The sequence below is a fragment of the Herbaspirillum sp. B65 genome (genome assembly GCF_000333555.1).
Classification (GTDB): domain Bacteria; phylum Pseudomonadota; class Gammaproteobacteria; order Burkholderiales; family Burkholderiaceae_D; genus Herbaspirillum; species Herbaspirillum rubrisubalbicans.
Genome location: NZ_BADI01001142.1, coordinates 19,276 through 39,360 on the forward strand (window position 1 = coordinate 19,276; position 20,085 = coordinate 39,360).

General features: G+C 60.7%; 15 protein-coding genes and 2 pseudogenes. 13 read left to right on the top strand and 4 right to left on the bottom strand.

Features of this window, described 5'->3' with window-relative positions; genetic code table 11:
* Window positions 1–133: 133 nt before the first annotated feature.
* From I5W_RS26955 to I5W_RS33770, 6 genes are all read left to right on the top strand, one after another.
* Window positions 134–1,081 carry a cupin-like domain-containing protein gene (locus I5W_RS26955; protein ID WP_044531572.1) on the top strand — a complete coding sequence of 316 codons (948 nt, stop codon included), beginning with the start codon at window positions 134–136 and terminating at the stop codon, window positions 1,079–1,081.
* A gap of 260 nt (window positions 1,082–1,341) precedes the next feature.
* A complete protein-coding gene (locus I5W_RS26960) occupies window positions 1,342–2,316 on the top strand; it encodes a DUF4123 domain-containing protein (protein ID WP_252717249.1) in 975 nt (324 codons plus the stop codon).
* A gap of 2 nt (window positions 2,317–2,318) precedes the next feature.
* Window positions 2,319–5,240: a T6SS effector BTH_I2691 family protein gene (locus I5W_RS32280; RefSeq protein ID WP_159106160.1), complete on the top strand. Its 2,922-nt coding sequence runs from the start codon at window positions 2,319–2,321 to the stop codon at window positions 5,238–5,240.
* A gap of 9 nt (window positions 5,241–5,249) precedes the next feature.
* Window positions 5,250–5,993, top strand: coding sequence for a putative type VI secretion system effector (locus tag I5W_RS26970; protein WP_044531575.1), 744 nt, complete (start codon window positions 5,250–5,252; stop codon window positions 5,991–5,993).
* Between the two features lie 201 nt (window positions 5,994–6,194).
* The gene (locus I5W_RS30640; protein WP_083893640.1) at window positions 6,195–6,944 is read left to right on the top strand and encodes a putative type VI secretion system effector; all 750 of its coding nucleotides are present in this window, start codon (window positions 6,195–6,197) and stop codon (window positions 6,942–6,944) included.
* A gap of 82 nt (window positions 6,945–7,026) precedes the next feature.
* Window positions 7,027–7,782 carry a putative type VI secretion system effector gene (locus tag I5W_RS33770; protein ID WP_252717250.1) on the top strand — a complete coding sequence of 252 codons (756 nt, stop codon included), beginning with the start codon at window positions 7,027–7,029 and terminating at the stop codon, window positions 7,780–7,782.
* A 101-nt stretch (window positions 7,783–7,883) separates the two neighbouring features.
* Here the strand turns inward: I5W_RS33770 and gatB are convergent, their stop codons facing one another.
* From gatB to gatC, 3 genes are all read right to left on the bottom strand, one after another.
* On the bottom strand, window positions 7,884–9,344 hold the full coding sequence (gene gatB, locus I5W_RS26985; RefSeq protein WP_044531576.1) for an Asp-tRNA(Asn)/Glu-tRNA(Gln) amidotransferase subunit GatB: 1,461 nt from the start codon (window positions 9,342–9,344) through the stop codon (window positions 7,884–7,886).
* 52 nt (window positions 9,345–9,396) lie between these two features.
* The gene (gatA, locus tag I5W_RS26990) at window positions 9,397–10,863 is read right to left on the bottom strand and encodes an Asp-tRNA(Asn)/Glu-tRNA(Gln) amidotransferase subunit GatA (RefSeq protein ID WP_044531577.1); all 1,467 of its coding nucleotides are present in this window, start codon (window positions 10,861–10,863) and stop codon (window positions 9,397–9,399) included.
* 71 nt (window positions 10,864–10,934) lie between these two features.
* The gene (gatC, locus tag I5W_RS26995; protein ID WP_017450101.1) at window positions 10,935–11,237 is read right to left on the bottom strand and encodes an Asp-tRNA(Asn)/Glu-tRNA(Gln) amidotransferase subunit GatC; all 303 of its coding nucleotides are present in this window, start codon (window positions 11,235–11,237) and stop codon (window positions 10,935–10,937) included.
* Between the two features lie 131 nt (window positions 11,238–11,368).
* Here gatC and I5W_RS32285 point away from each other — a divergent pair, with 131 nt between their 5' ends.
* The 7 genes and pseudogenes from I5W_RS32285 to I5W_RS29180 all read left to right on the top strand — a co-directional run bounded on the left by I5W_RS32285 (window position 11,369) and on the right by I5W_RS29180 (window position 19,123).
* Window positions 11,369–11,536, top strand: a complete 168-nt coding sequence (locus tag I5W_RS32285; protein ID WP_159105059.1) for a hypothetical protein — start codon at window positions 11,369–11,371, stop codon at window positions 11,534–11,536.
* Between the two features lie 61 nt (window positions 11,537–11,597).
* Window positions 11,598–12,641, top strand: coding sequence for a rod shape-determining protein (locus I5W_RS27000; RefSeq protein WP_006465688.1), 1,044 nt, complete (start codon window positions 11,598–11,600; stop codon window positions 12,639–12,641).
* A gap of 305 nt (window positions 12,642–12,946) precedes the next feature.
* A complete protein-coding gene (mreC, locus tag I5W_RS27005) occupies window positions 12,947–14,026 on the top strand; it encodes a rod shape-determining protein MreC (RefSeq protein WP_199901814.1) in 1,080 nt (359 codons plus the stop codon).
* Entirely contained in the window at window positions 14,023–14,532 is a 510-nt protein-coding gene (mreD, locus tag I5W_RS27010) for a rod shape-determining protein MreD (protein WP_017450103.1), read from the top strand. The genes mreC and mreD overlap by 4 nt, the downstream gene beginning before the upstream one ends.
* Before the next feature lie 19 nt (window positions 14,533–14,551).
* Window positions 14,552–16,525 (top strand): penicillin-binding protein 2, encoded by a 1,974-nt coding sequence (gene mrdA, locus I5W_RS27015; protein WP_017450104.1) that lies wholly within the window; start codon window positions 14,552–14,554, stop codon window positions 16,523–16,525.
* 105 nt (window positions 16,526–16,630) lie between these two features.
* Entirely contained in the window at window positions 16,631–17,740 is a 1,110-nt protein-coding gene (rodA, locus tag I5W_RS27020; RefSeq protein ID WP_044531578.1) for a rod shape-determining protein RodA, read from the top strand.
* 223 nt (window positions 17,741–17,963) lie between these two features.
* A pseudogene (locus tag I5W_RS29180) lies at window positions 17,964–19,123 on the top strand (septal ring lytic transglycosylase RlpA family protein).
* Window positions 19,124–19,132: 9 nt separating this feature from the next.
* Here I5W_RS29180 and rsmI read toward each other — a convergent pair.
* A pseudogene (gene rsmI, locus I5W_RS27035) lies at window positions 19,133–19,831 on the bottom strand (16S rRNA (cytidine(1402)-2'-O)-methyltransferase); the annotation flags it as partial.
* Window positions 19,832–20,085: the final 254 nt, after the last annotated feature.

A 20,085-nucleotide genomic window follows, 5' to 3' on the forward strand; every position in this document is an offset into this window, starting at 1 on the left:
ATCCAAGGCCAGGCCGCAAAGACCCGGCTGGCTAAAGGGTTTATTACACTCCCGCCGCCCCCCTCAAACAAGGAAGAAGAATTCATATCCTTATGCGCTAAGCGCGCTTGCCCCTGCCGCTACAATAGCCAGAATGAAACAGCCCAAGCCTTTTCTTTCACATGCCCCTGAACCCGCCCATTCTGCGGCACGCGCCTTGCCGCCCCGGCCCGAGTTCATCGGGCTGAGCGCCGAGGAAGTCGCGGCGCGCAAAGCAGCGCGTGACCTGCGCGATGCCCAGGTGCGTGGCGTAGCGTCGGTGGCCGGGATGCGCCAGGCCATCCGCGAGGCCAGTGCCGCGCTGCCCACGGTGCGGGAAATCGTGCGCATCGGTCCGCAGAAGAGCGCTGCCTTCCGTGAACGGGCGCGGGCGGGCCTGCCTTTCATCATGACCGGCATGGCCAGCCGCTGGCCGCTGGCGGCGATGTCCATGGAAGACCTGCGCAAGCACTTCGGCCAGTTGCCGGTGCGAGCGCGTGTGGGCGACTACATCAATACCGCCTTCGCACCCGACCGAGCCATGCAGGACATGACGCTGGTCGATTATCTGGAGCGGGCGATGGCCGATGAGAGCGGGCTTCCGCCCTATCTCGGCAATCTGGAATTGCGGGCCTTGAATGCGCTGTGCCACTGGCCCAACTTCTTCGAGAAGATGGGGCCGCCGCGCTTCTGGATCGGCCCGGCCGGCTGCATCACGCCGCTGCATTGCGACTATGACGACAATGTGTTCGCCCAGGTATGGGGAAAGAAGCGGGTCTGGCTGGCGCCGCCGCATCATGACCAGTATCTGTATCCGAAAGAAGCCAACGCCATCCTGTTCGGCTCGCCCTTCGATCCCGACCATCCCGACCTGGAGCGCTACCCCTTGGCGCGTCAGGCGGCGCTGGTGTGCTGCGACGTGCAGCCGGGGGAGATGCTGTATATCCCGGCGGGGTGGTATCACCAGGTCAGTTCATTGAGCTTCTCGCTGTCCTGCAATCGCTGGGCGCGGGGGCGGCCATTGGTGTTGGCTGCCGCAGAATCGGCAGGATCGAAATGTTGACGAGATAAACGTCGATTATTTTCTGGCTTCAGCTTCTTTTTCCTTCCGTTCCTCCTTCCGCAGATGTTGGCCGCGCATCATGTGCGGCTTTGCTGCGGCCTGATGCAGACACGCTTCTGCACCTGTTTTCGCTTCACCCAACAGTCCAGATCGCAGCTTCTTCCTGAAGACCTGACGACGAGGAAAACCGTGAAGTCCCAGCCTCAACCCGCGCTATCAACCCGGTGGCTCGCTGCGCCGATACCAGCGACATCAAACGCATGGACCACGTGAGCCGACCAGCGCCAGCTGGTGCTGGCTGCGTTGATGTGCTGATCCAGAATCTGCACCGCCATTTCAGCACTCATTCGGAAAGTCGATGCCTGCTGTGGATTAATCCTGTGCTTCAGGATCCCTTCGACTCCAGTGAAGTGGACCAAGACAGGCGCGTGCGCTTTCCTGTCGCTCATGCCAACTTCGACCCGCTGCTGGGCCCCTATCTTGTGACGCTGGATCTGGCGCGCCGCCACGACTCCGATCTGCTGGAACGCAGCGTGGAATGGGCTTGGGCCGGCTGGACACTGGAGCAGCTACAAAGAATGCGTGGGCAGTCGGTATGCGGATGGATCACCTGCTCCGTCAGTGCCAACGATCTGGCCCGACATTGGGCTGCAAGCTGCTATCTCCACAGATGGAACGGACTGGACACCTTGCTGCGGTTTCATGATCCCGGGGTGCGCGAATGGCTTTGGCCCATGCTCGATGCGCAGCAACGCCACACCTTGCTTGGCCCGGCCCAGAGCATCTGGGCCATCGGACGGCAACACAGCTTGCTGGTTCAGGAGCGTTCTCCAGAAGACCTGACTGCCATCGCAAGCGCGCCATCCATGATGCGCCTGCAACTCAGGGCCGACCAGTGGTCTGGCGTCAGTGACTTTGCCAACGTCCATGCCGCATGGCTGCAGCTGTGTTCGCAAGACAGTCTGTGGGCTGACCGGCTCGCCATGCAAGCCGGCTGGCCTCAGCGCACCTTCCACAGTCTGCAACATGCCAGCCGTTACGGTTTGCACGACGCCCGTTGCCGCACGCTGTTTGCCAGACACGCGCTGGAGATCGGCATGGACTTTCATCTTGCCCCCTTGCTGGCCCCGGTATGGCTGAAGACGGCGGAGGGCGTGCCATATGGACGGGCTCTGGAAGATGTCATCCACGACCGCCCTGACTTGCTGGCAGGGATTTTTCGAAAGGCGCTTTGATCATGGCTTGTACCAATCCTCAGAATCCATCCTGCCCGAACTGCAACAAAAGCGGTCTGGCCATCCTGCCGGTACGCTATTGCGTGGTCCCCAAGGAGGTTGATGCATTTGTGCCCGCTCCGTTGGGTAACAAGGTCTTGACGGTCCCTCTGCGCAATCACAACTATGCGCTGCGCACCTTGAGACAGGGTTTCCTCTATCTCTTCCACGAGAAGCATCCCAGCGGTAGCCACATCAAATGGGAAGTCTATGCAGTCTCCGAGGCCGGCACGCTATGGAAGATGCCATCGGCGAGCGCCATCAGGCTGGTCAGCGAGGACCCCCAGTGTGCGCGCAATGGGCACAATCTCCCGGCATCGGTCATCACGATCGAAGAGCCGCAACACTGCAAGCGAGTCTGGCTGGCGTTTTCCGAGCATATATGGAGCGCGGAGACGCTGGCCGACTTTGAGCGTGACGTCAAACTCCGTGACCGCCGGATGCAATGCTTGGAGCCGGCGACCTGGATTGCCGTCGGCGGCTATCGCCACGGGCTTGCCGCGAGCAAACGCAACATCGAGCAGATATTGGAATATCGCCCGCGGTATGACGCTGGCACGCTCAACAGACGCGGCATGAGAAACATCAGCAAGCCGGCCAAGGATGGCAGCTATTTCAAGGAGGTACTCGCGCGGGAAAGCACCGTCCATATCTCCTATGCCCGTCCGGATCAAAGTGAGACCGTCGCCAGCCTGATGCAGCAGATCGGCAAGCAGACAAAGGGAAAAGATCATCCGCCAATGATCATGGGGCTGTGGGATGCGGTAGGCATCGTGCATGAGCTCAATGGCTATCGCAATGACGTGGTCGGCTGGTCGGAGAAGTACATGGACGAGCTGGAGCAGCAGGTCTCGGCGATGATGACCATTGATGGCTTGCGGGAAGTGCTGGAGGAGCGCGCGGCTCAATTTCAGGAGGAGGTGCAGCAGGCACAGCCCATCAGGCAACCTGATACTGAGCCGATACGGGCCGGTGCCGCGACTCGTCCGACGCAGGAGCGGCAGAAGCTTGAGGAAATCTGCGACCTCATCGATGACTTGCGCATGAAGGACATTTCCCCCCGGGTCATTGATCCTGACCATCTGCTCCACCGCGTCAATCGACTACCTGAACCACAGCGTAGCGAAGAACTGGCAAAGGCGCGCCTGAAGGCTGACGAACTGGTCCGTGCACGGGGAAGAGCGGGCCGCAAGAATGTTGCCTACGCGCGTGCCGGTGCCTGGAAAAAGTATGAAAGCCGGCTGGACAAGCCACTACTGGAAAAATTCAAGAAGAACTACCAGGCTTTCCAGGACGAGGTCGCTCGCATCGCCGAGGAGCGTACGGAAGACCTGGTGCTCTGGCTGGAATCGAAGAGTCTGCTGGACGCCTTCAGCGAGTTTCATGGAAAGAACGTCCATGACGGCATGGTGTTTGACGATCAGGTCGGCCGTGCACTCTTTGGCATGAACCACAGCCTGGTTGGCCAGCGCAAGATCGCCGCCTGGGTGGACGACATGCAGGCCACCGAAAGCAATCTGATATGGCGGGCGATGGCGCTCAATCAGGTCGATGCGATGCGCGAACTCGATTCCTACCTGAAAGAGGCCAGCGCCCACAACGACAAGCGGGTGCTGGCGTCCAGCCTTGGCTGGGACACTGTCTTTCAAAAGAGCCTGAAGTCGGTGGCCGACGTCTACAAGAAGGCCAACAGCCTCTACGTCGCTAACGACAAGGCGGCCTCCGCCAAAGGGGCTATGGCCTTCGATGTCGCACTCAAGGCGTATCCCACGCGGGGCATCGATCGTCAGATCATGACGACGGGCGACGCCATCATGCGGCGATTCCGGATCAACAGCGTGCTCGATTATGGGGGCGAGAAAATGATCCAGCACCTCTTGAGCATCCGGGCGCTGGTGGACCCGGCGGACTCGCTGCAGCTGATACGGGTGCAATCGAAGGAAGAAGGCATTGCGCGACAGCAGACCATGGAGCGGCTACGCACGGCCAGGACCTTCCTGCTGGAAGACAAGCCGGAGATGAGAACAGCGCAAGCAGAGAAGTTGCGCGCGGCCTGGGAAGGATTCAAGAACAGCGGCACGCACAGCAATGCCGTCAAGGACATCCGGTTGAACCTGCTGGTCATGCTCATCGAGGGCGGCAACTTCGCCAAGATGATGGGCGAAGTCCTGAAGAAGAATGACAAGAAAAGCTGGCTGGCGCTGGCCGCTTCAGGCATGACGATTACCGCGGGCCTGTTCGATATCACGGCGACGCTGGTGAAAGGGATTGCGCAGGATGCGGCAGGTGATTTTGACAAGGGCGCTTCGCTCTGGAGCTATCAGCGGTTGAAGTTGGCGGGGGGGTTGTTGAGTGCGGGGGGATCGGCGATTGGGGCTTATTTGGACTACCAAGAATATCGAATATCAGAAGGAAAAGGACAGCATCTTATTTCTCTTCTCTATAAACTCAAAATTGTCGGCGGAGCGGCCAACTTGGTGATCTCTCTGGCAACTGCATTAACGTACTCTGCGCCGTACCTTCGTCAGGTAACTGCGAAATCGGTACTTTTTGTGACTGCCAGGGCAGTAGAAAAAGAACTCGAACTAATAGCAGCAAGGGGCTTGCTGATGCTAGCAGGAACTACGCTCTCTGTCGGGCTACTTGCGCTACAGATTTTGATATGGACGTTAATCGATGACGAATTACAAGATTGGTGCTCACTTTGCCCATTCGGGGAAAAGCGCGAGGCTAAAGCAGCATTTTCTTCGCATCGTGAGCAAATACTTGCTCTCAACAAGGCATTATCAGATCTGCGATTGGCGCCTGCGGCGCTGGAGCCAGCAAAGGCAGCCTGGATAGAAACTGAGGAGGCAACCTTATACGAAATCCAGATGTATTTCTGAAAGTTAAAAATGACTAAGTTTCTAGAGCACCCCGGAATGCATGGCTTCTTAAAGATTTCGGGCACTATTACGAATTTGAAGAAATGCCGTAAAGCAGCAAGTTTTCTCTTCACCGCACGCGATCAAAAGAATATTCAAATAGGAGCGATTGCATCGGCGTTTGCCGACATTACAGGACAAGCGGCAGCCCTCTCGCACCATGCATCGTCCATGGAAGAAGACGCTGACTTCGTTCAGTTTGAGCTGGATGGACGTAACGTCAGTGGATGGCTATGGGGTAGTCCATTCCAGAATGGAGACTGCGTCGAAGCTGCCGTGAGAAAGCATGGTGAGCGCTACGAACTGTTCGGTCTGCAAAACGCGGACGAAAGAGTCATTGCCCTGTATCCACACTGTTCCAGAGGATCAAGAAGTCACTATCGTCTGACATTCAAAGGTACGGTTTTGGCTAATCTGATTTTCTTTGGCCTGTACTTTCTCGTCACCATCACGTTGGACGACGACAAGAGACCGCTGACGGCGCAACTCATCCCGGGTTGGGAAGGTGCATGCATTCTCTTGGGAATGTTTATTTTCATTACAGGATCCAGCCTGAAAATAGCCCGGAAATGGATGCCGTTCGCTCGACTGACCGAACAAGTATTGGCCACGCTTGGATTTCCCGAACCCTCCGAGATCGATCTGGTGAAATCATCCAGAGGCCTGAGAAAGGCTACCGAGACGGATGGCAGCGGGATCTTTTTTAGATATTGATATGCATCCTCCCTTCATGCTTGCAGTGAGGCTCTCAGGGCTAGGGGTTTCTACCGTTGTGTTCTCCCCGCAATCAGTCGGCTTACAGACTGGAAGTCCTATTTCGTGAAACGAGTACCTTGGCTCTCGATCGTCCCACTTTTAGTAAACGTTCAACTCCACAGATAGCCGCGCGATAAGAAGTGCCTTCGCAAATTAGCAATGACCGACTTTATTGACATCCCCAACAGCAATGATCTTCAGAAATTATCAGGCCATATAAAGAATTTCAGGAAGTCACGCGAGACAGCCAATTTCTTCTTCACCGCACGCGATCAGAGCAACATGCGCCTCGGAGCGATTCTGTCGGCCTTGATCGGTGACTCCGGGCAGGCGGCGAGTTTGTCCAGCTACGCATCTTCCATGGAAGATGCTGCGGATTTTGTTCAGTTCGAACTGGAGGGACGTGCCATCAGTGGATGGTTATGCGGCAGTCCATTCAAGGACGGTGACTATGTTGAGGCTGCCGTCAAGAAACAAGGCAGTAGTTACGAGCTGTTCGCTGTGTACAAACCAGAAGACCGAAACATTGCTCTCTATCCGCATTGCGTCAGAGGAACCCGTGCCTTCCTGCATATCGCTCTGCGACGAACCTTCTTTGTCAACGTTTTTTTCCTCACTGCGCTTTGTCTCTTGTTCCTGTTTGGTGGCAGCCAGTCACTGGAGCAGGCAATCGAATTCATTTCTTCAAAAGAAGCGACGTGGGGATTCTTGCTCGCCATTGTGCTCACCACGGGAGGTTGCGTGGCAATGGCTTGGAAGTGGCTTCCCTTCGCCAAGCTGGCAGAACAGATTTTTCGCGCGCTCGAGTTTCAGCAACCTTCCAACGTCGATCTATCCGAATCTACCAAACGTTTGGCTGCTCCAGACGAGGAGGCAGAGGAAGGGCAAGGCAGCTACTTTAAATATTGAGATCACTGATATTTCCTTATCAGTCCCCGTCGCAACCAAGGTACGCCCCTTAGTGCCGCTGCTGCCCTATCTTTAAAACACGATGACCGACTTCATAGCCATCCCCAGCAGCAATGATCTTCAGAAATTATCAGGCCATATAAAGAATTTCAGGAAGTCACGCGAGACAGCCAATTTCTTCTTCACTGCACGCGATCAGAGCAACATGCGCCTCGGAGCGATTCTGTCGGCCTTGGTCGGCGACTCGGGGCAGGCGGCGACTCTGTCGAACTATGCCTCTTCCATGGAGGGCATGGGGGATTACGTTCAATTTGAACTGGACGGACGTTCTCTGGCCGGATGGCTCTGGGGCAGTCCCTTCAAGGAGGGCGACTATGTGGAAGCGGCCGTCAAAATACACGGCAGCCGTTACGAGCTGTTCGCCTTATACAAACCAGAGGAACGAACTATTGCGCTCTATCCTCATTGCATCAGAGGGACCCGCGCCTTCTTGCGCATTGCACTGAAGCGGACCCTTTTCGTCAATCTGATCCTTCTTACGACGGTTTCTCTCTTGATACTGTTCGGCTTCAACCAACCACTAACATACGGGATAGAATTTTTTTCCTCAAAGGAGGGCATGCTGGGTTTACTCGCAGCAGTCTTAATCTCCACTGGGTGTTGCCTCGCGATGACTTGGAAATGGCTTCCCTTCGCCAAGCTGGCAGAAAAGATCTTTCGTGCGCTGGATTTCCCGTCGCCCTCCGACATCAATTTATCGGAATCCACCAAACGGCTAACCGCACCGGATGAGGATGACGAAGATGAGGAAGACAACGGACTCTATTTCAAATATTAAAACCGCCCCTCTTTCCAAGCCCCCAATAAGAAACCCCACGCCCGTTGCCAGGCGTGGGGTTCATCCACCAACTTGTTGCGCTACCAGGCAACGGGTGTGACTCAGCCGGCCAGCTTCTTGCGCAGCAGTTCCGTCAATTGCGCCGGATTGGCCTTGCCCCGCGTAGCCTTCATAGCCTGGCCGATCAGGGCGTTGATGGCCTGTTCCTTGCCGGCGCGGAATTCCGCCACCGATTTTTCATTGGCCGCCAGCACCTGGTCCACGATGGCTTCCAGCGCACCGCTGTCCGAAATCTGCTTCAGGCCCTTGGCTTCGATGATGTCGTCGGCCAGCGAGTCCTTGTCGGACTTGGCTTCCCACATGCCCGCAAAGACTTCCTTGGCGATCTTGTTGGAGATGGTGCCATCGGCGATGCGCTTCAACAGCAGCGCCAATTGTGCAGCCTTCACGGGGGCATCGGCGATGTCGGTGTCTTCGCGATTGAGCGTGGAGGCGACGTCACCCATCAACCAATTGGCGGCCGGCTTGGCTTGTTCCTTGCCGGCTGCGGCCACCACGGCTTCGAAGTAGGAGGCCATGCCCTTGGATTGGGTCAGTACCATGGCATCGTATTCCGGCAGCGCATATTCGGCCACGAAACGTTCGCGCATGGCGGCAGGCAGCTCGGGCATGGTGGCCTTGACGCGTTCGATCCATTCCTGCGAGATGGCCAGCGGCGGCAGGTCGGGGTCGGGGAAGTAACGGTAATCCTGCGCGTCTTCCTTGCTGCGCATGGAGCGGGTTTCCTTCTTGTCCGGGTCGTAGAGGCGGGTTTCCTGCACCACGGTGCCGCCATCTTCGATCAGCTCGATCTGGCGGCGTACTTCGTAGTTGATGGCCTCTTCCAGGAAGCGGAAGGAGTTCAGGTTCTTGATCTCGCAGCGGGTGCCGAATTTTTCCTGGCCGACCGGACGCACGGAAACGTTGGCGTCGCAGCGGAAGGAACCTTCCTGCATGTTGCCGTCGCAGATGCCCAACCAGACCACCAGCGAATGCAGGGCCTTGGCATAGCCCACGGCTTCGGCGGCGCTGCGCATCTCGGGTTCGGTGACGATTTCCAAGAGCGGCGTGCCGGCACGGTTGAGGTCGATGCCGGTCATGCCCTGGTAGTCTTCGTGCAGGGACTTGCCGGCGTCTTCTTCGAGGTGGGCGCGGGTCAGGTTGATGGTCTTGATCTCGGTCTTGCCGTCCTTCTCGACGGCAAACGACATGGTACCGCCTTGCACCACGGGGATCTCGAACTGGCTGATCTGATAGCCCTTGGGCAGGTCAGGATAGAAGTAATTTTTGCGCGCAAACACCGAGCGCGGCGCGATGGTGGCGCCGATGGCCAGACCGAACTGGATGGCGCGTTCTACCGCGCCCTTGTTCAAGACCGGCAGCACGCCCGGCAGGGCCAGGTCCACCGGGCTGGCCTGGGTGTTGGGTTCGGCGCCGAAGCGGGTCGAGCTGCCGCTGAAGATCTTGGATTGGGTCGAAAGCTGCGTGTGCGTTTCGAGGCCGATGACGACTTCCCACTGCATGATGTTGTCCTTGCGAATGCTGTTGTTGGTGACGAGGGCTGGACTTGCAGGCTCAGGCCGGTTCGCGCAGGTGCCAGTCGGTGGCCTGCTGGAACTGGTGCGCCACGTTCAAGAGGCGCGCTTCGTCGAAATAATTGCCGATGATCTGCAGGCCGACCGGACGCTTGGCGTTCTTCCCGCCCTGTCCGAATCCGCAAGGAATGGACATGCCCGGCAAACCGGCCAGGCTGGTGGAAAGCGTGAAGATGTCAGCCAGGTAGTTGGCCACCGGGTCGTCGGTCTTGTCGCCCAGGTCCCAGGCGACGGTGGGCGAGACCGGGCCCATGATGACGTCGCACTGGCGGTTCTCGCCGGCCAGGGCGCGCTGGAAGTCTTCGGCGATCAGACGGCGGATCTTCTGGGCCTGCAGGTAGTAGGCGTCGTAGTAGCCGTGCGAGAGCACGTAGGAACCGACCAGGATGCGGCGCTTGACCTCTTCACCAAAACCTTCGGCGCGCGACTTCTTGTACATCTCGGCCAGGTCCTTGTAGTCGGCAGCGCGATGGCCGTAGCGCACACCGTCAAAGCGCGACAGGTTGGACGAGGCCTCGGCCGGGGCGATCACGTAATACACGGGAATGGACAGTTCGGTCTTGGGCAGCGAAATGTCGACCAAGGTCGCGCCCAGCTTCTCGAACTCGGCCAGGGCGCCGCGCACGGCGGCTTCCACGTCGGCGGCCAGGCCGGCGCCGAAGAATTCACGGGGCACGCCGATGCGCAGGCCTTGCAGACTCTGGTTCAGCGAGCGGGTGAAATCTTCCTTGGGGCGCTGCAGGCTGGTGGAGTCGCGCTCATCGAAGCCGGTCATGGCGTTCAGCAGCAAGCCACAATCTTCAGCGGTCTTGGCAATCGGGCCGCCCTGGTCCAGCGAGGAGGCGAAGGCGATCATGCCGTAGCGTGAGACACTGCCATAGGTGGGCTTGATGCCGGTCACGCCGCACAGCGAGGCTGGCTGGCGGATCGAGCCGCCGGTGTCGGTGGCGGTGGCCGCCGGCGCCAGGCGCGCGGCCACGGCAGCGGCCGAGCCGCCCGAGGAGCCGCCAGGGATGGCGGTCTTGTCCCAGGGATTCTTGACCGGGCCGTAGAAGGAGTTCTCGTTGCTGGAGCCCATGGCGAATTCGTCACAGTTGAGCTTGCCCAGGGTGACGGTTCCGGCTGCATTGAACTGTTCGACCACGGTTGCGTCGAAGGGGCTCACGTAGTCTTGCAGCATGTGCGAACCGGCCGTGGTACGCCAGTTGCGGGTCACGAAGATGTCCTTATGGGCAATGGGCACACCGGTCAGGGGGCCGGCATCATTGCCTGCCAGGCGCACATCGGCGGCCTGGGCTTGCGCCAGGGTCAGGGCGCGATCCACGTGCAGGAAGGCGTTGAGGTCGCTGGCCTCGATGCGGTCCAGGAACAGGGTCGCCAGTTCAGTGGCGGAAATCTTGCGCGCTTGCAGTTGCGCGGACAGTTCTTTGAGGGTGAGCTTGTGCATGGAATTGGTTACGCTGCGGTCTTGCGGGCCGGCTGGGCCGGATGCGGACGGGTTCTGGCGTGGCGCCGGGCTTACTCGATCACCTTGGGGACCAGGTACAGGCCATCCTGGGTGGCCGGGGCTGGTTGCTGATAGTCCTCGCGGCGATTGGACTCGGTCACGACGTCCTCGCGCAGGCGCAGCGCCAGTGCCGGCTCGATGGCGGCGATCGGGTGCGACAGCGGTTCTACGCCGGAGGTATCGATGGCCTTCATCTGTTCCACCAGGGCGAAGATGCCATTGAGCTTCTCCAGCGTTTGCTCGGCCTGGGCCTCGGTGAGCTCCAGTCGGGATAGGTTGGCGATGCGTTTGACGTCGGAAAGGGCTAGTGACATGGTCGATAGGACGCGCCGGGCGCGCCGCGAGATGTTGAAATGGGAAGACCCGTGAGCCAAGGAGGCCGGAAACGGTTTTTCAGGGCCTCGGTACCCATGACGGGGTACCTGCAGGACAGGTCGACCTGGTCATGGCATGGTTCGCGCAAAAAACGGCAAACCCGCGCCAAATGGCGGCCGGAACGACTCGGGATGCGGATGTTTTTGGCAAACCGGCTTGCTGGTTTCTCGCAAATTATAAGGTAGAATGTCGGATTAATGCCTTGCTGGCGCCTGATTTTCGCGTCGCCGCAGCATGAACGGACACCCTCCCCCTATCAAAAAGCTAGGCGCCCCGTGGCGGGCGCATCAGGACAACTCATGTTTGGATTTCTCCGCAGTTACTTTTCGAACGATCTGGCGATCGACCTGGGCACCGCGAACACGCTGATCTACGCGCGCGGCCATGGCATCGTGCTGGACGAGCCGTCGGTGGTGGCGATCCGCCAGCAAGGCGGCCCCAACGGCAAGAAGACCATCCAGGCAGTCGGCAAGGAAGCAAAGCAGATGCTGGGCAAGGTGCCCGGCAACATCGAGGCGATCCGCCCGATGAAGGATGGCGTGATCGCCGACTTCACCGTCACCGAGCAGATGTTGAAGCAATTCATCCGCATGGTGCACGACTCCAAGCTGTTCCGTCCCTCCCCCCGTATCATCATCTGCGTACCCTGCGGCTCGACCCAGGTGGAACGCCGCGCCATTCGCGAATCCGCCCTGGGCGCCGGTGCTTCGCAGGTGTACCTGATCGAGGAACCGATGGCCGCCGCCATCGGCTCGGGCCTGCCGGTCTCCGACGCCACCGGCTCGATGGTGGTCGATATCGGCGGCGGCACCACCGAGGTGGGCATCATCTCGCTGGGCGGCATGGTCTACAAGGGTTCGGTGCGCGTGGGTGGTGACAAGTTCGACGAAGCCATCGTCAACTACATCCGCCGCAACTACGGCATGTTGATCGGCGAACAGACCGCCGAAGCGATCAAGAAGGAAATCGGCTCGGCCTTCCCCGGCTCGGAAGTCAAGGAAATGGAAGTCAAGGGCCGCAACCTGTCCGAAGGTATCCCGCGTTCCTTCACCATCTCCAGCAATGAAATCCTGGAAGCCCTGACCGATCCGCTCAACAACATCGTCTCGGCCGTGAAGAACGCGCTGGAACAGACCCCGCCGGAACTGGGCGCCGACATCGCCGAAAAGGGCATGATGTTGACCGGTGGCGGCGCACTGCTGCGCGACCTGGACCGTCTGCTGATGGAAGAAACCGGCCTGCCGGTGATCGTGGCCGAAGACCCGCTGACCTGCGTGGTGCGCGGCTCGGGCATGGCGCTGGACCGCATGGACAAGCTGGGTTCGATCTTCTCGGCCGAATAAGCCGGCAGCAACAAGAAACAAGCCGGCCGATGCCGGCACCTGTCCCTTGGGACGGGATTGCAGTCAAGCATGAACCGGCAGCGATGTACTGCCGGATGAGCGGGGAACCGATACGTTCACTATGACGCAGTTCACACCGACCAGCCACCCAGGGCGCATCTCCTTTGCGCCTGGGGTCGGAGGTCGGCCGGAACCGGGTCCGAGGAACGCTTCGGCTCCCCTTTTTGTTACTGTTTTCGACGCAGGAAGTGAGTTCTCCGCCTGCAGACGGCTGCTTTTCGCGGCCCTGCTGGCGGCCTGACGCCATGGAAATCCCACCACTCTTCAAGCAGGGCGCCTCAGCCCGGGTGCGCGTGACCGTCTTCGCATTGATCTCGGTCGTCATGCTGGTGGTCGACGCCCGTATGCACGTGCTAGGCACGCTACGCCAGGCACTGGGCACGGCCCTCTATCCGTTCCAGACGGTGGCCATGGTCCCGCGCGACGCCTTCACCAATTCGGCCGACTATTTTTCTTCGATGGCTTCGCTGCAGAAGGAAAACCACCAACTGCGCCAGCAACAGATCGTCAATGCCCAGCTGATGCAGCAGGAGCGCCTGCTGGCAGCCGAAAACGCGCAATTGCGCAAGCTGCTGGACATGCAGCAGAAGGTGCCGGTCAAGTCCATCGTGGGCGAGATCCTGTATGACGCGCGCGATCCCTTCACCCGCAAGATCATCCTCAATCGCGGCTCGCAGCAGGGCGTCATGCCCGGCCAGCCGGTGATCGACGAAGTAGGCATCGTGGGCCAGGTGACACGGGTGTTTCCGTTCACCTCCGAAGTGACCTTGCTGACCGACAAGGACCAGGCCATCCCGGTCCAGGTGCTGCGCAACGGCTTGCGCAGCGTGGCCTATGGCCGCGGCCAGACCGGTGCGCTGGACCTGCGCTTCATGCCGGCCAATGCCGATATCCAGAAGGGTGACGTGCTGGTGACCTCGGGCATCGACGGCGTCTACCCGCCCGGCCTGTCGGTGGCCAGCGTGGTGCTGGTGGAAACCCGTTCGGCCGACTCCTTCGCCCGGATCGTCTGCCGCCCGCTGGCCGGCATCGACCGCCATCGCCAGTTGCTGATCCTGCTGGTGGAACAAAACACACCGCCGCGACCGGAGCCGGACGTGGTCGATGAAAAATCGGCCAAGCTCTTCAAGCGCCGCCTGCGTGACAGCACCCGCGACAACGGTGGCGACGAGGCCACCGCCAAGGACAAACCGTCTGAAGAGCGCAAGGGTGCAGCCGAGGCAACCGCGCCGGCGGCCAAACCCGGCGCCGCAGCGGCATCGGCCACCCCGGCTGCTGCGCCGACCACAGGCGCCAAGCCGGCTGCCAAGGAATCTGCACGATGAACAATCAAACCATCCTCCTGCCGGCCAGTCCGCTATTCATCGCCTTTAGCCTCATCGTGGCCTTCGTGCTGAACCTGATGCCCTGGGGGCAGATGGTGGGCGTGCCCGACTTCGTGGCGCTGGCGCTGGTGTTCTGGAACATCCACCAGCCGCGCAAGGTGGGCATCAGCGCGGCTTTCCTGATGGGCTTGCTGATGGATGTGAACGAATCGACGCTGCTGGGCGAGAATGCCCTGGCCTATACCCTGCTGTCGTATTTCGCCATCATGATCCACCGCCGCGTGCTGTGGTTCCCGCTGCGCACCCAGGCGCTGCATGTGCTGCCGCTGATGTTGCTGGCGCAGGCGGTGCAACTGGTGATCCAGCTGCTGGTGACGGGCAAGTCGCCGGATTGGTTCTATTTCAGCGAGAGCGTGGTGTCGGCTCTGCTGTGGCCGGTGGTGAGCGTCCTGTTGCTGGCGCCACAGCGCCGCGCTGTGGATCGCGACGAAAACCGTCCCATCTGAGGGGCCAGGTGCAAGCAGCATGACCGAATTCAAGAATACCGCGCATGAGCTGAGGCTGTTCCGGATGCGCTTGTTGGCCGCCAGCGTCGTGGTGCTGGTGTGCTTCAGCCTGCTGCTGGCGCGCTTTTTGTGGCTGCAGGTGGTGCGCCACGACGCCTACGCCGCCCAGGCCGAGGAAAACCGCATCTCGGTGGTGCCCATCGTGCCCAACCGCGGCCTGATCATGGATCGCAATGGGGTAGTGCTGGCGCGCAACTATTCGGCCTATACGCTGGAAATCACGCCCTCCAAGATCAAGACCAACATCGATGACCTCATTGATGAGTTGAGCACCATCGTAGAAATCCAGCCGCGCGACCGCCGCCGCTTCCGCCGCCTGCAAGAAGAATCCAAGAACTTCGAAAGCGTACCCATCCGCACCCGCTTGACCGATGAGGAAGTGGCCAAGTTCACCGCCCAGCGCTACCGCTTCCCCGGCGTGGAAGTGCAGGCGCGCCTGTTCCGCCAGTATCCGTATGGCAAGACGGCGGCCCACGTGATCGGCTACATCGGCCGCATCAGCCAGCGCGATGCCGAGCGCATCGCCGACTCCGACGACGAAGCCAACTACAACGGCACCGACTACATCGGCAAGGAAGGCCTGGAAAAAAGCTACGAGACCCAGCTGCACGGCACCACCGGCTACGAGGAAGTGGAAATCTCGGCCAGCGGACGCGCCGTGCGCTCGCTCTCGCGCACCCCCGCCACACCCGGCAAGAACCTGATCCTGTCCATCGATATCGAGTTGCAGAAGGTGGTGGAAGAAGCCTTCGGCGACCAGAAGGGCGCGCTGGTGGCGATCAACCCGGCCACCGGCGACATCCTGGCCTATGTCTCGCAGCCCTCCTATGACCCCAACCTGTTCGTCGAAGGCATCGATCAGCAGAGCTGGGACGAGTTGAACAAGTCGCCCGACCGACCACTGCTGAACCGCCCGCTGTCGGGCCTGTATTCGCCCGGCTCGACCTACAAGCCCTTCATGGCGCTGGCCGCGCTGGAACTGGGCAAGCGTCGTCCGCAGGACGCCATCCGCGATCCTGGCTTCTTCGTGCTGGGCAACCACCGCTTCCGCGACGACAAGGAAGGCGGCCACGGCATCGTCGACATGTACCGCTCCATCGTGGTGTCCTGCGACACCTACTACTACATGCTGGCCAACGACATGGGGGTCAACGCCATCCATGACTTCATGAAGCCTTTCGGCTTCGGTCAGATCACCGGCATCGACCTGGAACACGAAAAGCGCGGCATCCTGCCCTCCACCGATTGGAAGCGCAATGCCTTCCGCAAACCCGAACAGAAGCGCTGGATCGCCGGCGACACGGTGTCGCTGGGCATCGGCCAGGGCTACAACAGCTTCACCCCGTTGCAACTGGCGCAAGCCACCGCCATCCTGGCCAACAATGGGGTGGTGATGAAGCCGCACCTGGTCAAGATCATCGAAGATGGCGTGACCCACGAGCGCACCGAGACCGTACCCAAGGAAAGCTACCGCATCCCCTTGAAGCAGGAAAACATCGACTTCATCAAGCGCGCCATGGTGGGCGTGGTCAAGGAAGGTACCGGTGCGGCCGCCTTCCGGGGCGCCCCGTATGAATCAGGCGGCAAGACCGGTACGGCGCAGGTGGTCAACATCGCCAAGAACCAGAAGTATGATTCCAGGAAGCTCTCGCGCATCTTCCACGACAACGGCCTCTACATCGGCTTTGCGCCGGCGGATGCGCCGCGCATCGCCATTGCGGCGGTGGTCGAGAACGGTGGCTGGGGGGCTGGCGTGGCCGCGCCCCTGGTGCGCAAGGCCATGGACTACTTCATGCTGGGCAAACGTCCCAACGAGCCGATCAAGTCGGTCGCGCCCGATGCGGCGAGCCCGGATACCCCGGTCGAAGGCCCCACCTCCGAGGAAGGTGGCAGCAGCAATACGCCGACCGTCCAGCCGGATGTACAGGAATGAAGTCTTTTCCTGCACGCTACCTGGCGCCTGATATGAACCCTGCACCAGGGCCCGGCCCGGCGCCGGGCCAGACATCGCAACAAGCAGTACGCACGAGGAGCCGGCATGAGCCTGCAACGTCCGCCCCTGTGGCAAATCATCAAGCCGCACCTGACGGTGTTCGATGGCGCGCTGTCGCTGATCGTGTTCCTGATCGTGTCGGTCGGTATCGTCACGCTGTACTCCGCCGGCATGAACTTTCCGGGTCGGGTGGAAGACCAGCTGCGCAACATCCTGGTGGCTTTCATCATCATGTGGATCGCCGCCAACGTCTCGCCGCAACTGCTGCTGCGGCTGGCGGTGCCGGTCTATACGATAGGCGTGACGCTGTTGATTGCGGTGGCGCTGTTCGGCATCATCAAGAAGGGCTCGCGCCGCTGGCTCAACATCGGGATGGTGGTGCAACCCTCCGAGATCATGAAGATCGCCATGCCGCTGATGCTGGCCTGGTACTTCCAGAAACGGGAGGGCATGTTGCGCTGGGATGCCTTCCTGGTGGCGGCGGTCCTGCTGCTGATCCCGGGTTTCCTGATCATCCGCCAGCCTGACCTGGGCACGGGCCTGCTGGTGCTGGCCGCGGGCTTCTACGTGATCTTCTTTGCCGGTCTGCCATGGAAGATCCTGCTGGGCCTGGTGATTGCCGGGGCGGCCAGCCTGCCGGTGGTGTGGTCGTTCATGCACGATTACCAACGCCAGCGCGTCATGATGCTGATCGACCCCACCTCCGATCCGCTGGGCAAGGGCTTCCACATCATCCAGTCGACCATTGCCATCGGCTCCGGCGGGGTAACCGGCAAGGGCTGGCTGATGGGCACGCAGACCCACCTGGAATTCATCCCCGAGCGCACCACCGACTTCATCTTCTCGGTCTATTCCGAGGAATTCGGGCTGATCGGCAATATCGTGCTGCTGATCCTGTACCTGCTCTTGATCGGCCGCGGCCTGATGATCACGGCCAATGCGCCTTCGCTCTTTACGCGCCTCTTGGGCGGGGCCATCACCATGATCTTCTTCACCTATGCCTTCGTGAACATGGGCATGGTCAGCGGCATCCTCCCGGTGGTGGGCGTGCCCTTACCCTTCATGAGCTATGGCGGCACCGCGCTGGTGACGCTGGGCCTGGGTGCCGGCATCCTGATGAGCATCCAGCGCCATCGCAAGCTGGTGCAGAGCTAGGGCCTGTTCCATCGGGCAATATGCAAGCCGCAGTTGAACTTGCGGCACTGACAAGTTGTCAGCCTCGTTGCGCTGCACTCTGGTATCGTTGCGAACATTCCGGCCGGGACAGGTCACCAGGTCCGGCGCATCGACTGTTGACCAAGGACAGGCTATGGGAACCATCTTCTACGAACATCTCCGCAGGACCAGCTCCCGAGCGGGCCGGCCGCCGGCGCTAGCGATGCCGGCGGCACTGCGCTGGGGCAGCCTGGTGCTGCCACTGCTGCTGGCGGCCTGCGGCACCACCCAGCAATCGCCCTACCAGGGCGCCCAGGTACCGGGCACACCGACCAAGTCCGCCAGCGCCCGACCGTCCAATGTGCCGGCCCTGCCGGCAGCCGGATCGGGACGGGGCGGCTACTACAAGGATGATGGCCCGGGCGATCACATCCCCGATGGCCTGTTGGACGTGGCCGACGCCGAACCGCAGGTGGAACCCATCTCCAAGGCCGCCAGCCGGCCCTATGCGGTGTTCGGCAAGACCTACGTGCCCATCACCGACAATAACCAGCCCTTCATCCAGCGCGGCATCGGTAGCTGGTATGGCAAGAAGTTCCACGGCCAGAAGACTTCCTCGGGCGAGCTCTACGATATGTACAAGATGACGGCGGCGCACCCCACGCTGCCCATCCCGTCCTATGCCCGGGTGACCAACCTGAAGACCGGCAAGCAAGTCATCGTGCGCATCAATGACCGCGGGCCCTTCCACTCCAACCGCATCATCGACCTCTCCTATACCGCCGCGCTCAAGCTGGGTTATCTCGGCACTGGCAGCAGCGAACTGGAAGTCGAACGCATCCTGCCCGAGGAAGCGCAGCGCATGGCCGATGCGCGCCGCAATGGCAGCAGCAGCACCATGCTGGCGGCGGCCGATCCCATCAACCGCGCGGCCGACACTGGTGCTGGGGCGTCCACGGGCGCGGTGGAAATCAATCGGGTGAGTGCGCAGAACCTGCCGCCGCAGCCCACCGTCGCGGCGGTGCAGCCGATCAACGCCAGTACCAGCAGTGCCGCAGGCGGCGCCGGCCTGGCCGGTGGCGGCGGCATCATCAATGCGGTGGCCAGCGGTACGGCGCCCTCCCCGGCCATGCCGCAGGCAGTACCGTGACGGCGGGCTATTACCTGCAGTTCGGCGCCTATTCCCAGGAAGCCAATGCCCTGGTGGCGCGCGACAAGCTCTTGCCCAGCCTCTCGGGCATCGTCGACAACATGCAGGCGGTGCAGGTCAACGGACTCTATCGTCTCTACGCCGGGCCTTATCCGACCCGCCCGGAGGCGCAGAATGCCGCCATGCTGGTACGCCAGCGCAGCGCCGGCACCCCCTTCATCGTCGAACGCTGATCATCGGCGTCAAGCCTGATCGTCCTCTTGCGCGCCCTGCCTGATCTGCAGGGCGCGTTCATACAAGGCATTCTTTTTCTGGCCGGTGATCTGCGCAGCCAGGGCCGCAGCCTGCTTGACCGGCAACTCCTCCAGCAAGATGCGCAGCACGCGCTCGCCCTCGGCATCTTCGCCCTCGACCGGCTGCGCCCCTTCCAGCAAGACCACGAATTCGCCGCGCTGGCGGTTGGCATCCTGTGCCAGCCAGGCTGGTGCCTCGCCCAGCGGGCAGCGGTGGATGTGCTCGAACAGCTTGGTCAGTTCGCGCGCCAGCACCACCTGACGGGTGGGGCCGAACACCTGCAGCAGCGATTGCACCGTCTCGACGATGCGGTGCGGGGCTTCATAGAACACCAGCGCGGCTTGCAGATCGACCAGCTCTTGCAGGGCGGTCTCGCGCTGGCGCGTCTTGACCGGCAGGAAGCCGACGAAGAGGAAGCGCGCATCGGCCAGGCCCGAAGCCGACAAGGCCGTCACCGCCGCCGACGCCCCCGGCAGCGGAATGACCTGGAACCCTGCTGCGCGCACGGCGTCCACGACACGGGCGCCCGGATCGGAGACGGCAGGTGTGCCGGCGTCGGAAACCACGGCCACGCGCTGGCCGGCCTGCAGCCGCTCGATGATCTTGGCGGCGGCTTCGCGCTCATTGTGTTCATGGGTAGCCAGCAACTGTATAGATCATCGCAATGCGGGTGACATCCAAGAAGAGTTTCATGTTTCCTCAAAAAAAGAGTGTTCCGCTGCGTAAATACGGGGATGGCCTGAAATGGTTCGAAAAAATNAAATGAACCTTTTTTTTGAGAAGTCGGCATCAACGGCACATCCAGCAAAAAAATAGAAATGCGCGCCCCTTTAGCTAATTCCATCGAACAAGAAGAAATCCACCTGCTCCGACGCATCTCGCATGGCGACAGGAAGGCTTT